Here is a 13,189-nt window from a genome sequence, read left to right on the forward strand (position 1 = left end):
TGGTTGACCGCTATCGGGAGCAAGCCCCCTCCCACACTCTTTACAGCATGTACAACCCAGGGTTTACGACTGAGCGCGAGCCTGATTACGCAGGGCTTTAACCTGGTCGTGGTTGCGCTGCACGCCGTGGTACTGACGTTCAACCAGATCACGAATACCCAGCAGGTTGTGCTTGTTGATCTTCTCGATCGCTTCCTTGTAAGCCTTCAATGCGTGGTCTTCACCGCGCTCAGCTTCGTTCAGCACGGACTCTTCGTCCTTACCGGTCACCATCGATTTTACGTCAACCCAACCGCGATGCAGCGCACCGGCCATGCTGCCGGAATCTTCCGGGTCGCCACCCAGGGCACGCACGGCAGTTTTCAGCTCGGCGGCGGCGGTGGCGCAATCGGCGGAACGCTTGACGAACAGGGCTTTGAGCTCTGGGTGCTTGATGTCTTCAGCGCACTCCTGGAAACCCTTTTGGCCGTCGATGCTGGTTTCGATCAGGTCGTTCAGTACGGAGATGGATTCTTTATTGATGTCAGTCATTTTTCAATTCCTTATGTGGGTTGAGAAAGTTGTCTTAATGATTGCAGCGCCCGTGCCAGGTTTTGAAAAATTACTTATTTGTTTTATTTCAATGACTTACGAATTATTGAACCATCTGTATCGACGTTATTTGCATGATCTGTCATTTGGCCTTCATGCAGAATGCCTGTATTTTCCCCGCTATCGAATCAAACGCTGAAGCCCATGAACCCCGAAAAACTCGAATTGCTGATCACCCGCGAAATGCCCTTCGGCAAATACAAAGGGCGGATCATCGCCGACTTGCCAGGCCCGTACCTGAACTGGTTCGCCCGTGAAGGTTTTCCCCACGGGGAACTGGGCGGCTTACTGGCACTGATGCAGGAAATCGACCACAACGGTTTGGCCGAATTGCTTGAACCGCTGCGCGTTAAACACGGTAAACCCGCCCCTCGCCATTAATTAAGAGCCTCGCCATGCCAAGGAATGCAAACAACGAACGTCACTGGCAGGCCATCGCCCAGCGCTATGAGCTGGAGCCGGGCCCGATCAATCTGGAAAACGGCTACTTCGGGCGCATGAGCCGTGCAGTCCAGGCCCAGTACCTGGAACACGTTGCCTTCATCAATCGCAGCAACTCGGTGTACGTGCGTCAGCGTTTCGAGCAAGGGGAAAATCTCGAGATTCGTCGCCAACTGGCCGCTTTGATCGATGCAGACCCGGACTCGGTAGCCTTCACCCGCAACGCCACTGAAGCCTTGCAGTCGCTGATCCGCAACTACAACCGCCTGCAACCCGGCGACCAGGTGCTGATCAGTGACCTGGAGTACGACACGGTCAAAGGCGCGATGCGCTGGCTGGCCGGTATGCGCGGCGTTGAAGTGATCGAGATTTCCCACGCTCACCCGGCCAGTTTCGACAGCCTGGTGCAGACTTATCGCGATACTTTCAATCAGTACCCGCGCTTGAAGCTGATGGCGCTGACCCATGTTACGCACCGCACCGGCCTGGTGATGCCGGTGGCGGCGATTGCCAAGGCTGCGCGTGAGCAGGATATTGATGTAATCCTCGACGGCGCCCACGCTCTGGGCCAGATCGATTTCAACCTGGCCGAGTTGGGCATTCAGTTCGCCGGCTTCAACTTGCACAAATGGATCGGCGCCCCGCTGACCCTGGGCTTTCTCTACATCGCCCCCGAGCGCCTGGCGGATATCGACCCGGACATGGGTGAATTCCACTACCCCGCCACGGATGTACGCGCGCGTACGTCCTACAGCACGCCGAACTTTCCGGCACTGATGAGCCTGCCGTTGGTGTTTGAAGAACACCGGCAACTGGGCGGCGCGGCGGCCAAGGGCGCACGGGTCAATTACCTGCGCAATCTGTGGGTGAACCAGGTGCGGGCTGTGCCGGGAATTGAAGTGCTGACGCCGGATGATCCGAGGCTGTATTGCGGGATTACCGCGTTCAAGTTCATTGGGCGCGATCAGCAGGTGATGGTCGACAGGTTGCTCAAGGAGTATGACTTGTTCACCACGACACGCTCAGGCGCGGCGTTTGGTACCTGTATTCGAGTGACGCCGGGGTTGGTGACTACGGCTACGGACATCAATGTGTTGGTGCATGCGATTACCCAGCTCAACACAGATTAAACTGTGGGAGGGGGCTTGCTCCCGATGGCGGTGTATCAGTCAGCACATGTATTGACTGAACCACTGCTATCGGGAGCAAGCCCCCTCCCACATTGGTTTTGTGGAGTGCTCCAGGTTTTCTACAGGCAAAAAAAAGCGGTACACCGACCAAGTGCACCGCAAAAATGCCGTTAAGCACAACAACAACGATTCGATTAATCAGATCAATCCAGCAGCGCCAGCGCCTCGGCGGTGACTTCCTGGATACGCGCCCAGTCGCCGTTCTTGACCCACTCAGGATCAAGCATCCAGCTACCGCCCACGCACATCACGTTTTTCAACGCCATGTAGCTTTTGATGTTGGCCGGGCCGACGCCGCCGGTCGGGCAGAATTTCACTTCGCCGAACGGGCCGCCCAAGGCCTTGATCGCCGCCACGCCGCCGCTGACTTCCGCTGGGAACAGCTTGAAGCGGCGATAGCCCAGGCCATAGCCTTCCATGATGCCGGAGGCATTGCTGATGCCAGGCAGCAGCGGGATCGGGCTGTGCACCGAGGCTTCCAGCAGGTCGCGGGTGATGCCGGGGGTGACGATGAACTGCGAGCCGGCCACTTCTGCCGCTTCGAGCATATGACGGTCCAGCACAGTGCCGGCACCGGTGCACAGCTCAGGGCGCTGCTCGCGCAATACCTGGATGGCCTTGAGGCCGAACTCGGAACGCAGTGTCACTTCCAGGGCGGTCAGGCCACCGGCAGCCAGGGCATCGGCCAGAGGCAGGATGTCCTGTTCGCGGGCGATGGTGATCACCGGCAGGATCCGCGCCTTGGCGCAGAGGCTGTCGATCAGGGCAACTTTATCCGCCATGGACACGGTCGGTTGAGGGCTTTTCATAGCGGCTGATCCTTGGCTCATGGGCACCAGTAAATCTCTAAAGTAGGTTGCAAAAACGCGCGAATCGGCATGGCGGCGACATCGTTACCGGCCAGCGCGGCGCTCAAGGTAGTCAACTTCGAACTGCCGGAAATCGACAGCACGGTGTAGTGGGCCGTGGCCAGCAATGCACGACTCATGGTCAGGCGCTGGTGCGGCACGGTCGGCGCCAGCATTGGCCAGCAACGGCGGGTGCCGTCGGCCTGCAACGCCTGGGCGAGGTTCGGGCTGTTGGGAAACAGCGAGGCGGTGTGGCCGTCATCGCCCATGCCCAGCACCAGCACATCGATCGCCGGCAGTTCGGCCAGCAGGCGATCAGCCTGCTCGGCCGCCTCTTCAAGGTTGGCGGCAGCGCTGTACAGGCTCAAAAACTTCGCCTTGGCCGCCGGGCCTTGCAACAGGTGCTGCTTTAACAAGCCGGCATTGCTGTCGGCGTGCTCCACCGGCACCCAACGCTCGTCGGCCAGGGTGACCGTGACCTTGGACCAGTCCAGGGCTTGCCTGGCCAGGTTCTGGAAGAACGCCACCGGGCTGCGGCCACCGGACACCACCAGAGTGGCCGCGCCACGGGCGCTGATGGCCGCGCGCAATTGTTCGGCCACGTCATTGGCCAGGCCGTCCGCCAACAGCACGGGCGTCCGGTACTCATGGGCAGTAACGCCCTGAGGCAGTTTCAATTCAGATATCGCCATACCACGACCTCCCATCCCGCGTGATCAGTGCAATCGAGCTCATCGGCCCCCAGGACCCCGCCGCGTACGGCTTGGGCGCATCACCGGATTTTTTCCACCCGGCGATCAACTGGTCACACCACTTCCACGCGGCTTCAATTTCATCTTTGCGAACAAACAGGTTCTGATTGCCGCGCATCACTTCCAGCAACAACCGCTCGTAGGCATCGGGAATCCGTGCGCTGCGATAGGTGTCGGAAAAATTCAGTTGCAGCGGCCCGCTGCGCAGTTGCATGCCCTTGTCCAGGCCCTGCTCCTTGGTCATCACACGCAAGGAAATACCTTCGTCCGGCTGCAGGCGGATGATCAACTTGTTGCTGATCTGCAAGCGCTGCTCGGGGGCGAAGATATAGTGGGACGGCTCCTTGAAGTGGATGACGATCTGCGACAGCTTTTGCGGCATGCGCTTGCCGGTACGCAGGTAGAACGGCACCCCGGCCCAACGCCAGTTGCGAATATCGGCCCGCAGGGCGACGAAGGTCTCGGTGTCGCTCTGGGTGTTGGAATTCTCTTCTTCCAGGTACCCCGGCACGGCTTTACCGGCGCTGTAGCCGGCAATGTACTGGCCGCGCACCACCTGGGTGGTCAGGCCTTCCGGGCTGATCGGCGCCAGGGCCTTGAGCACCTTGACCTTCTCGTCGCGGATGCTGTCGGCGGACAGATCGGCCGGCGGGTCCATGGCGATCAGGCACAGCAGCTGCAGCAGGTGGTTCTGGATCATGTCGCGCAGTTGGCCAGCCTTGTCGAAGTAGCCCCAACGGCCCTCGATGCCAACCTGCTCGGCCACGGTGATTTCCACGTGGGAAATGTAGTTCTGGTTCCATTGGGTTTCGAACAGGCTGTTGGCGAAACGCAAGGCGATCAGGTTCTGGACGGTTTCTTTGCCCAGGTAGTGGTCGATACGGTAGGTGCGGTTTTCCGGGAAAAACTGCGCGACGGCGTCGTTGACCTTGCGCGAGGATTCCAGGTCCGAACCAATCGGCTTTTCCAGCACGACGCGGGTGTTTTCCGCCAGGCCGACCTTGGACAGGTTTTCGCAGATCGCGCCATACACGGCGGCCGGGGTGGCGAAGTAGGCGATCAGGCGCTGTTCGCTACCGACCTTTTCGGCAAGGGCGACGTAGTCGTCGGCCTTCATGAAGTCGACATGCACATACGCCAGGCGCGCCAGGAAACGCTGGGCCACGGCTTCGTCCAGCTCCTTGCCGACGTATTTGCGCAGTTCGGTTTCGATATGGGCCAGGTGCTGCTGCTCGGAACCGGCTTCGCGGGCCAGGGCCAGGATGCGCGTGTCATCGTGCAGCAGGCCGGCGCCATCGAGTTGATAGAGGGCAGGAAATAACTTGCGCAGCGCCAGATCACCCAAGGCGCCAAACAGGGCAAAGGTGCAGGGTTCTACGGTTATCAAAGGCATGATGTTTGTTCTTTTATCAAGTTAAGCTACAAATACCTTTTTTCAAGGCATCACTCAAGGAAAAATGTAGTAATAACCACAACATTTTCCGCAAATACGCATTGCGAGTGGTGGTGTTCGGCTACCCTCAGTAGGATAGGCCACCGCGAAAAGCCACTCATTGACTGGTTACCGCCTTTTTATTTGCATCGTCGCCCGAAGGAAAGACTGAATGGACCGCGTGCGAAATCTTCTGGAACAGATCCGGAACCGCCTCGAAGAATTGAACAAGGCCGAGAAAAAAGTCGCCGAGGTCATCCTGCTCAACCCGCAGCAGGCCACCCGCTTCTCGATCGCTGCCCTCGCCCAAGCCGCTTCGGTCAGTGAACCGACGGTCAACCGCTTCTGCCGTTCGTTCGGCGTCAGTGGTTACCCTGAACTTAAATTGCAGTTGGCGCAAAGCCTGGCCAGTGGCGCGGCGTATGTCAGCCGCGCAGTGGAAGCCGATGATAACCCGGAGGCCTACACCCAGAAGATCTTCGGCAGCGCCATCGCGTCCCTGGACAGTGCCTGCCAGGCCCTCGACCCGGCCCTGATCAGCAAGGCCGTGGATCTGTTGATCCAGGCGCGGCAGATCCACTTCTTCGGCCTGGGCGCCTCGGCCCCGGTGGCCATGGACGCGCTGCACAAGTTCTTCCGTTTCAACCTGGCGGTGACCGCCCACGCCGACGTGCTGATGCAACGCATGATCGCCTCAGTGGCGCATACAGGTGAGTTGTTCGTGATCATTTCCTACACCGGGCGTACCCGTGAGCTGGTGGAAGTGGCGCGTATCGCGCGGGAAAACGGCGCGTCGGTGCTGGGCGTAACGGCCGAGAACTCACCACTGGCCAAGGCCAGCACGGTGAGCCTGAACATTCCGCTGCCGGAAGACACCGATATCTACATGCCGATGACCTCGCGGATCATTCAGCTGACGGTGCTGGATGTGCTGGCGACCGGGATGACATTACGCCGCGGAGTGGATTTCCAGCCGCATTTGCGCAAGATCAAAGAGAGCTTGAATGACAGCCGGTATCCGGTGGGGGATGAGTTCAACTGAACCTGATCGTTCCCACGCTCCGCGTGGGAATGCCTCTTGTGACGCTCCGCGTCACGGCATCAAGAGCAGACGCGGAGCGTCAAGGGCTGCATTCCCACGCGCAGCGTGGGAACGATCACAGCAGCACCACTAAATCCCAGCCCGAGCCTGCAAACTCAGATGCGCCCTCTCCCCCGGCGCCAGGCTCGCCCCGGCCATCGCCGACTCCACGCACACAAACCCCGACGCCTCGTTGAAGCTCACACCCAGCAACGGCCGGCTACCGGGATGCCACACCACGGTGTCGGCGCTGTCGCCGGTGTCGATACACAGCTCCCGCTGCCACGCATGGTCCTTGAGGTGCAGCTCACCCTCATGCTGGAACACTCGCTGGCAGCCGCCATCCACCCGCAGCTCGCCTTCCTGCTGGCAAGCCTGGCGGTTGAGCTGGTCATAACCTTGCGCGCCGTCGAGCCCAGACAGCGCTACCTCGTCAACGTGACCGATACGCCAGTAGGCGTGCAAAGCGTGGCTCAACTGGCACGGCAGCTCATCCTGATGCTCGGTGCTCAGGCGCAATTCCAGGGTTTCACCCAAATGCGCGTGCAGGTCCACCTGCCAGTCACACAACTGCAGCTGCCAGTGCAGGCGCACGCCATCGTCTTCGGTGCTGCTGTCGAGCAGTTTCCAATCGATCAAGCGCGCCCAACCGTGGGAGGGCCACGCGTTTTCGCTGGGGTGACGGCCATACCACGGCCAGCACACCGGCACGCCACCCCGGATGGCACCGACTTGCGGCCACTTGGCGGCGCACCACAGCCAGGGTTTCTGGCCGGCGGGCTGAAAGTGCAGCAATTGCGCGCCCTGGCGACTGAACACCGCCTGGCACAGCGGATGGTCGATCACCAACACGTCACGCATCTGGAAGCGCTCCCAGGCGAACACCGGACGCTCGCGCAAGGATTTGAAAAAACGTTGCAGCGGTTGCTCATGCATGTGCCACGGTCCTGAATATCACAGTGCAACCCAAAAAAAAGCGGATAGCCATGGCTACCCGCAAAATGCGCACAGAGAGAAGGAGCTTATCGCAACAGCGTTAGAACGTAGACTGGATTTTCAGGCCCGCTACCAACGCGTTGTCGACTTTGTCCACGCCACCAGGCTGGACAACGTATTGCAGGTTCGGACGCACGGTCAGCCAGTTGGTGACGTGGAAACCGTAGTTGAGTTCGACGTTGTACTCAGTCTCACGAATGGGCGTGTAGAACGGATTGTCATAGTCGCTCACACCATTGGCGGCGTTGAGCAGTTGAGAGTTCTTCTTCACGTCATCGTTGACATGCAGGCGAGCGACGCCAATGCCGACGTCATCTTTTGGACGCGCGTCGAAGGGGCCTTTGTACACCAGCATCAACGACTGGTAGTTGTCGACCAGGTTGGTTTCCTTGTCGTGGAAGGTCGCGTTGGCGGCGATGTTCAGGCCACGGGTAGCGTCGCCGTTATGCGTGGTGAGTTGCTGTTGCGCAACGAACCAGTAGCCTTTCTTGCTGCTGTGGGTACGGTAGGCGGCGCCAGTAGTGGCGGCATCGTTGCCGTTGACGTCTTCGCGTACGTCAGACGCATCGGCAGCGCTTTTGTAGTAACCCACACGGTATTCGCCCGGCAGGTTGTTGACCTTCGGCGACCAGACCAACTCCACCGGAATCACGGTGCCTTTGGTACCGCTGCCGCTGAGTTTGAAGCCGTTACCGTGCTCCAGTTGCGACGGGTTCTGGTTGTAGGCACCAATCTGCGCATACAGCTCAGGCGTGATGTTGTACTTCACGCGGATAGCGGCCTGGGCGACTGGCCAGTTGTACCAGGTGTTTACGTAGTTACCGACCTGGGAGCCGCAGAACGACAGGTTCTGGAAGTCGCACGGGAAGGTGTTGAAGTCTTCGCCTTCACCGAAGTAGCCGAGTTTCACGTCCAGTTTGTTGTCGAACATCTGGTGCTGAACCCAGAACTGGGTCAGACGCACCATGTGGCCACGGCCATACACTTCCTGAGACGAACTCAAGGTGCCGGCGCGCGGATCGCCAATACGGTCATTGGAGATGTTCTGGCCATTACGGTTGGTGAACTGGATCTTGGCCTGGGTGTTATCCCAGCCCCACAGTTTTTGCAGGTCCAGCGCCACGCCCAGACCGAACTGGTCGGAGTAACGGCCGGTCTTGTCATCGTTGTAGCCACCGTGGGCGTTGTAGCCCATCTCACCTACGTAGTCGGCCTTGATGTCGATACCCTGCTCGATCAGCTTGGTACGCTCGCCGCCCCAATCGCCGGTCATCCACTTGGAATCGGCGCTGAACGCATCGGCCGCCATCGCATTGGCGGACAATACAAGGGCTGCTGCTGCTGACAGTTGGCAGAACAGCCGGGTGTTGTTGTGTTGCTTTTTCATCCCTACATCCTCGTCTTTATTGTTATTAAACTGTTTTTATCTAACGCGGGTTACATTTTTTAATTAAAACAACCAGTTATCTCGATTAACGACCTTTGAACTGGGTCACATTGCCGGCATGCCCCTGTGCCGGCAATGCAGCAACGGTGCCCAATCGCTCACCGGTCGCGGCATCGAACAGCAATACCTTGGCCGGGTCGAACTGCAGGGTCAGGGTCTCGCCGACCTGCGGTGCCACGTCCGGCGCCAGACGGCAGCAGACCTTGGTGTCATTGAGCTGCACGAACACCAGGGTGTCCGGGCCGGTGGGCTCGGTTACCTGGACTTCGGCACGAATGCTCGAAGCACCATTGCCCTCGCCCGCCGCCAGCACGATCTGCTCCGGGCGCAGGCCCAGGATCACATCGCGGTCTTCCAACCCAGCGTCATTCATACTCAGCGGCAGCTCGCAACGGGCCTGGCCGCTGTCGAGCAGCGCCACCAGGCGACCGTCCTTGCGTTGTAGACGCAAAGGTACGAAGTTCATGGGAGGTGAACCGATAAAGCTTGCCACAAACAAGTTGGCCGGGTCGTTGTAAATTTCTTTCGGCGTACCAAATTGTTGGATGATGCCGTCCTTCATCACCGCCACTTTGTCGCCCAGGGTCATTGCTTCGATCTGGTCGTGGGTCACGTAGACGGTGGTGGTCTTCAGGCGCTGGTGCATCAGCTTCATTTCGGTGCGCATCTCGACGCGCAGCTTGGCGTCAAGGTTCGACAACGGTTCGTCGAACAGGTAGATCTTCGGCCGACGCGCCAAGGCCCGGCCCATCGCCACGCGCTGTTGCTGGCCACCGGACAGTTGGCCCGGCTTGCGGTTGAGCAAGTGTTCGATCTGCAGCAGCTTGGCTACGCGCGCGACTTCGGCGTCGATGTCGGCCTGGGGCATCTTGCGGATCTTCAGGCCGAACTCGATGTTCTCGCGCACGCTCATGGTCGGGTACAGCGCGTAGGACTGGAACACCATGGCGATGTCACGGTCCTTGGGGCTCATGCCGCTCACGTCCTGATCACCGATCATGATCGCGCCGCCGGAGATGGTCTCAAGGCCGGCGATGCAGTTCATCAACGTGGACTTACCGCACCCCGACGGGCCGACCAGGATCAGGAACTCACCTTCCTTGATCGACAGTTCGATGTTCTTCAAGGTGTCGGGCAGGCCGGCGCCATAGGTCTTGTTTACATTGCGAAGTTCAAGCGTAGCCATGATTACCCCTTGACCGCGCCGGCCGTCAGGCCGCGCACGAAATACTTGCCTGCGATCACATAGACCAGCAGGGTCGGCAGCCCGGCGATCATCGCCGCCGCCATATCCACGTTATATTCCTTGGCCCCGGTGCTGGTGTTGACCAGGTTGTTCAGCGCTACCGTGATGGGCTGCGAGTCGCCGCTGGAGAACACCACACCGAACAGGAAATCGTTCCAGATCTGGGTGAACTGCCAGATCAGGCAGACCATGATGATCGGCGTCGACATCGGCAGAATGATCTGACGGAAGATGGTGAAGAAACCGGCACCGTCCAGGCGGGCCGCCTTGATCAACGCATCCGGAATGCTCACGTAGTAGTTACGGAAGAACAGCGTGGTGAACGCCAGGCCGTAGACCACATGCACGAACACCAGGCCGGTGGTGGTGCTGGCCAGGCCCATCTTGCCGAGGGTGAACGACGCCGGCAGCAGCACGGTCTGGAACGGCAGGAAGCAGCCGAACAGCAACAGGCCGAAGAACAGCTGCGAACCGCGAAAGCGCCAGAACGACAGCACGTAGCCGTTCAACGCACCGATGGCCGTGGAGATCAGCACAGCGGGCACGGTGATCTTGATCGAGTTCCAGAAGTAGCCATCCACGGTGGCCCAGGCCTTGACCCAGCCAATGCCGCTGACCACGGTTGGCCAGCTCAGCAGGTTGCCGGTGCTGATGTCTTCAGGCGTCTTGAAACTGGTGAGCAGCATCACCACCAGCGGCACCAGGTACAGCAGCACCGCAAGGATCAGCACCGCGTAGATCGCGATGCGACTCAGGCTAATGGCAGGTTTAGCGGCGAGACTAGTCATTACGCTTGGTCCTCAGCTCGGAATACAGGTACGGCACGATGATCGCGAGGATCGCACCGAGCATCAGGATTGCACTGGCCGAGCCCATGCCCATCTGGCCGCGACTGAAGGTGAACGAGTACATGAACATGGCCGGCAGGTCGGAGGAATAGCCCGGGCCGCCAGCGGTCATCGCCGCGACCAGGTCGAAGCTCTTGATCGCAATGTGCGCCAGGATCATCACCGCACTGAAGAACACCGGACGCAGGCTTGGCAGCACCACGCTCCAATAGATGCGTGGCAAGCTTGCGCCGTCGATCTGCGCGGCGCGGATGATCGACTGATCGACGCCCCGCAGGCCCGCCAGGAACATCGCCATGATAAAGCCCGAGGCTTGCCACACGGCGGCGATCACCAGGCAGTAGACCACGCGGTCAGGATCGATCAGCCAGTCGAGACGGAAGCCTTCCCAGCCCCAATCGCGCAATAATTTGTCCAGGCCCATGCCCGGGTTGAGCAGCCATTTCCAGGCTGTACCGGTGACGATCATCGAGAGCGCCATCGGGTACAGGTAAATGGTGCGAATGAAACCTTCACGACGGATTTTCTGGTCGAGGAAAATCGCCAGCAGCACGCCGATCACCAGGGTGATACCGATGAACATCCCGCCGAACACGGCGAGGTTTTTGCTCGCGACCCACCAACGATCGTTGTCGAACAACCGCTCGTATTGCGCCAGGCCAGCCCACTTGTAGCTGGGCAGGAAGGTGGAGGTGGTGAACGACAGCACGAACGTCCACAGGATGTAGCCATAAAAGCCCACCAGCACGATGAACATGCTCGGCGCCAGCACCAGTTTAGGGAGCCAGCGCTGCAGTGCATCGAACGGCGAGGCCTTGCTGAACACAGCAACAGAACTCATGGGAAAATCCAATACAAGGAAAAGGACTGACAGGTGAAACCATGGCGCTCCCCTGTAGGAGCGAGCTTGCTCGCGAAAGTCTTCAACGATGACGCGGGCATCAGGGATGAACGCGGTGACCTTGAGTTTTTCGCGAGCAAGCTCGCTCCTACAGAAAAGCGCTTTTAGAGCGTGTTACTTCGCAGACTTGATCGCAGCGCCCAATTTCTTGGCGGTGTCGGCCGGGTCGGCTTTCGGATCGTTGATGTAGTTGGTGACCACGTCAAAGAACGCACCTTGTACCGCCAGCGTGGTGGCCATGTTGTGCGCCATGCTTGGCTGCAGGCCACCGGTCTTGGCATCGGTCAGGAAGTCCTTGGCCGCCGTCTGGGCGCAGGAGTCGAAACCGTACGAATCCATTTTGTTCAGCATGTCGTTGCGCACAGGGATCGAACCCTTGTTGATGCTGAACACTTTCTGGAAGTTTTCACCCAGCACGACTTTGGCGATGTCCTGCTGGCCAGCGGCAGTGCCTTCGTCTTTCTGCTTGAACACCGCCAGGGAGTCGATGTTGTAGGTGAAGGCTTTGTCGGTGCCTGGGAAGGCTACGCACTCGTAGTCCTTGCCGGCGACTTTCTTGGCGGCGGTCCATTCGGACTTGGCCCAGTCACCCATGATCTGCATGCCGGCCTTGCCGTTGATGACTTTACCGGCTTCGAGGTTCCAGTCCTGGCCTTTTCCGTCAACGTCCATATAGGTCGCGACTTTCTTCAGCTCGGTCAGCGACTTGACCATTTCCGGGCCGGTCAGTGCGCCGTTATCCAGGTCGACCAGGGCTTTCTTGTAGCCATCGGCACCCATCACCGAGAGCACCACCGCCTCGAACACGGTGCTGTCCTGCCAAGGCTGGCCGCCGTGAGCGAGCGCAATGAAGCCCGCCGCTTTCAGCTTGTCGCCGGCGGCATAGAATTCTTCGAGGGTGGTGGGGTTCTTGGTGATGCCGGCTTTCTTGAAGACTTCCGGGTTGATCCACAGCCAGTTCACGCGGTGGATGTTGACCGGTACGGCGACGTAGTCACCGTCGTACTTCACGGTATCGGAGACTTTCTTGTCGAGCAGGGAGTCCCATTTTTCTTCTTTGGCGACGTCTTTGAGCACGTCGGTGTCGAGCAGGCCGGTGGACGCCCATTCCTGGATGTCGGGGCCTTTGATCTGGGCAACGCCAGGTGGGTTGCCGGCGACCGCACGGCTTTTCAGCACAGTCATTGCAGTGGCACCGCCGCCACCTGCAACAGCGCCGTCTTTCCAGGTGAAGCCGTCTTTCTCGACTTGAGCCTTCAAGACATCGACAGCCGCTTTTTCACCGCCCGAGGTCCACCAATGCACCACTTCAACCGTCCCTTTCGAGTCGGCGGCAAATGCACTGAGGGGAAACAACGAGGCAACGGAAATAGCTACGGCGAGGCGATTAATCGCGTTCATCTGAATACCTTTTCT

Annotated in this window: 13 protein-coding genes; 3 read left to right on the plus strand and 10 right to left on the minus strand. The window is 59.4% G+C overall.

Going from position 1 to position 13,189, the window contains the following annotated elements; all coding sequences use genetic code 11:
- Window positions 1-63: 63 nt before the first annotated feature.
- Entirely contained in the window at window positions 64-531 is a 468-nt protein-coding gene (locus C4J91_RS21265) for a PA2169 family four-helix-bundle protein (RefSeq protein WP_124364116.1), read from the minus strand.
- Between the two features lie 204 nt (window positions 532-735).
- Between C4J91_RS21265 and C4J91_RS21270 the strand changes: the two genes are divergently transcribed.
- Together C4J91_RS21270 and C4J91_RS21275 are read left to right on the plus strand one after the other, a co-directional pair.
- Window positions 736-972 carry a DUF3820 family protein gene (locus C4J91_RS21270; RefSeq protein ID WP_104505342.1) on the plus strand — a complete coding sequence of 79 codons (237 nt, stop codon included), beginning with the start codon at window positions 736-738 and terminating at the stop codon, window positions 970-972.
- Window positions 973-986: 14 nt separating this feature from the next.
- Window positions 987-2,162: an aminotransferase class V-fold PLP-dependent enzyme gene (locus tag C4J91_RS21275; RefSeq protein ID WP_124364117.1), complete on the plus strand. Its 1,176-nt coding sequence runs from the start codon at window positions 987-989 to the stop codon at window positions 2,160-2,162.
- A 203-nt stretch (window positions 2,163-2,365) separates the two neighbouring features.
- Here the strand turns inward: C4J91_RS21275 and C4J91_RS21280 are convergent, their stop codons facing one another.
- Genes C4J91_RS21280 through zwf form a run of 3 tightly spaced genes read right to left on the minus strand, consistent with a single transcriptional unit; the run spans window position 2,366 to window position 5,215 of the window.
- Entirely contained in the window at window positions 2,366-3,031 is a 666-nt protein-coding gene (locus C4J91_RS21280) for a bifunctional 4-hydroxy-2-oxoglutarate aldolase/2-dehydro-3-deoxy-phosphogluconate aldolase (RefSeq protein ID WP_069076884.1), read from the minus strand.
- A 17-nt stretch (window positions 3,032-3,048) separates the two neighbouring features.
- Window positions 3,049-3,762, minus strand: coding sequence for a 6-phosphogluconolactonase (pgl, locus tag C4J91_RS21285; protein WP_124364118.1), 714 nt, complete (start codon window positions 3,760-3,762; stop codon window positions 3,049-3,051).
- Window positions 3,749-5,215 carry a glucose-6-phosphate dehydrogenase gene (gene zwf / locus C4J91_RS21290; protein ID WP_124364119.1) on the minus strand — a complete coding sequence of 489 codons (1,467 nt, stop codon included), beginning with the start codon at window positions 5,213-5,215 and terminating at the stop codon, window positions 3,749-3,751. Before zwf ends, pgl begins: the two co-directional genes overlap by 14 nt.
- A gap of 220 nt (window positions 5,216-5,435) precedes the next feature.
- Between zwf and C4J91_RS21295 the strand changes: the two genes are divergently transcribed.
- Window positions 5,436-6,296 carry a MurR/RpiR family transcriptional regulator gene (locus tag C4J91_RS21295; RefSeq protein WP_170039859.1) on the plus strand — a complete coding sequence of 287 codons (861 nt, stop codon included), beginning with the start codon at window positions 5,436-5,438 and terminating at the stop codon, window positions 6,294-6,296.
- Between the two features lie 129 nt (window positions 6,297-6,425).
- Here the strand turns inward: C4J91_RS21295 and C4J91_RS21300 are convergent, their stop codons facing one another.
- The 6 genes from C4J91_RS21300 to C4J91_RS21325 all read right to left on the minus strand — a co-directional run bounded on the left by C4J91_RS21300 (window position 6,426) and on the right by C4J91_RS21325 (window position 13,174).
- The gene (locus tag C4J91_RS21300) at window positions 6,426-7,271 is read right to left on the minus strand and encodes a D-hexose-6-phosphate mutarotase (protein WP_124364120.1); all 846 of its coding nucleotides are present in this window, start codon (window positions 7,269-7,271) and stop codon (window positions 6,426-6,428) included.
- 100 nt (window positions 7,272-7,371) lie between these two features.
- Complete coding sequence (locus C4J91_RS21305; protein WP_124364121.1) at window positions 7,372-8,718, minus strand: carbohydrate porin; 1,347 nt, start codon at window positions 8,716-8,718, stop codon at window positions 7,372-7,374.
- 85 nt (window positions 8,719-8,803) lie between these two features.
- Window positions 8,804-9,964, minus strand: a complete 1,161-nt coding sequence (locus C4J91_RS21310) for an ABC transporter ATP-binding protein (RefSeq protein WP_124364122.1) — start codon at window positions 9,962-9,964, stop codon at window positions 8,804-8,806.
- A 2-nt stretch (window positions 9,965-9,966) separates the two neighbouring features.
- Window positions 9,967-10,812: a carbohydrate ABC transporter permease gene (locus C4J91_RS21315; RefSeq protein ID WP_034115702.1), complete on the minus strand. Its 846-nt coding sequence runs from the start codon at window positions 10,810-10,812 to the stop codon at window positions 9,967-9,969.
- Window positions 10,805-11,713 carry a carbohydrate ABC transporter permease gene (locus C4J91_RS21320; RefSeq protein ID WP_124364123.1) on the minus strand — a complete coding sequence of 303 codons (909 nt, stop codon included), beginning with the start codon at window positions 11,711-11,713 and terminating at the stop codon, window positions 10,805-10,807. The genes C4J91_RS21315 and C4J91_RS21320 overlap by 8 nt, the downstream gene beginning before the upstream one ends.
- Before the next feature lie 174 nt (window positions 11,714-11,887).
- Complete coding sequence (locus C4J91_RS21325) at window positions 11,888-13,174, minus strand: ABC transporter substrate-binding protein (RefSeq protein WP_124364124.1); 1,287 nt, start codon at window positions 13,172-13,174, stop codon at window positions 11,888-11,890.
- Between the last annotated feature and the right edge of the window lie 15 nt (window positions 13,175-13,189).

Source organism: Pseudomonas sp. R3-52-08 (assembly GCF_003851745.1).
GTDB lineage: Bacteria > Pseudomonadota > Gammaproteobacteria > Pseudomonadales > Pseudomonadaceae > Aquipseudomonas.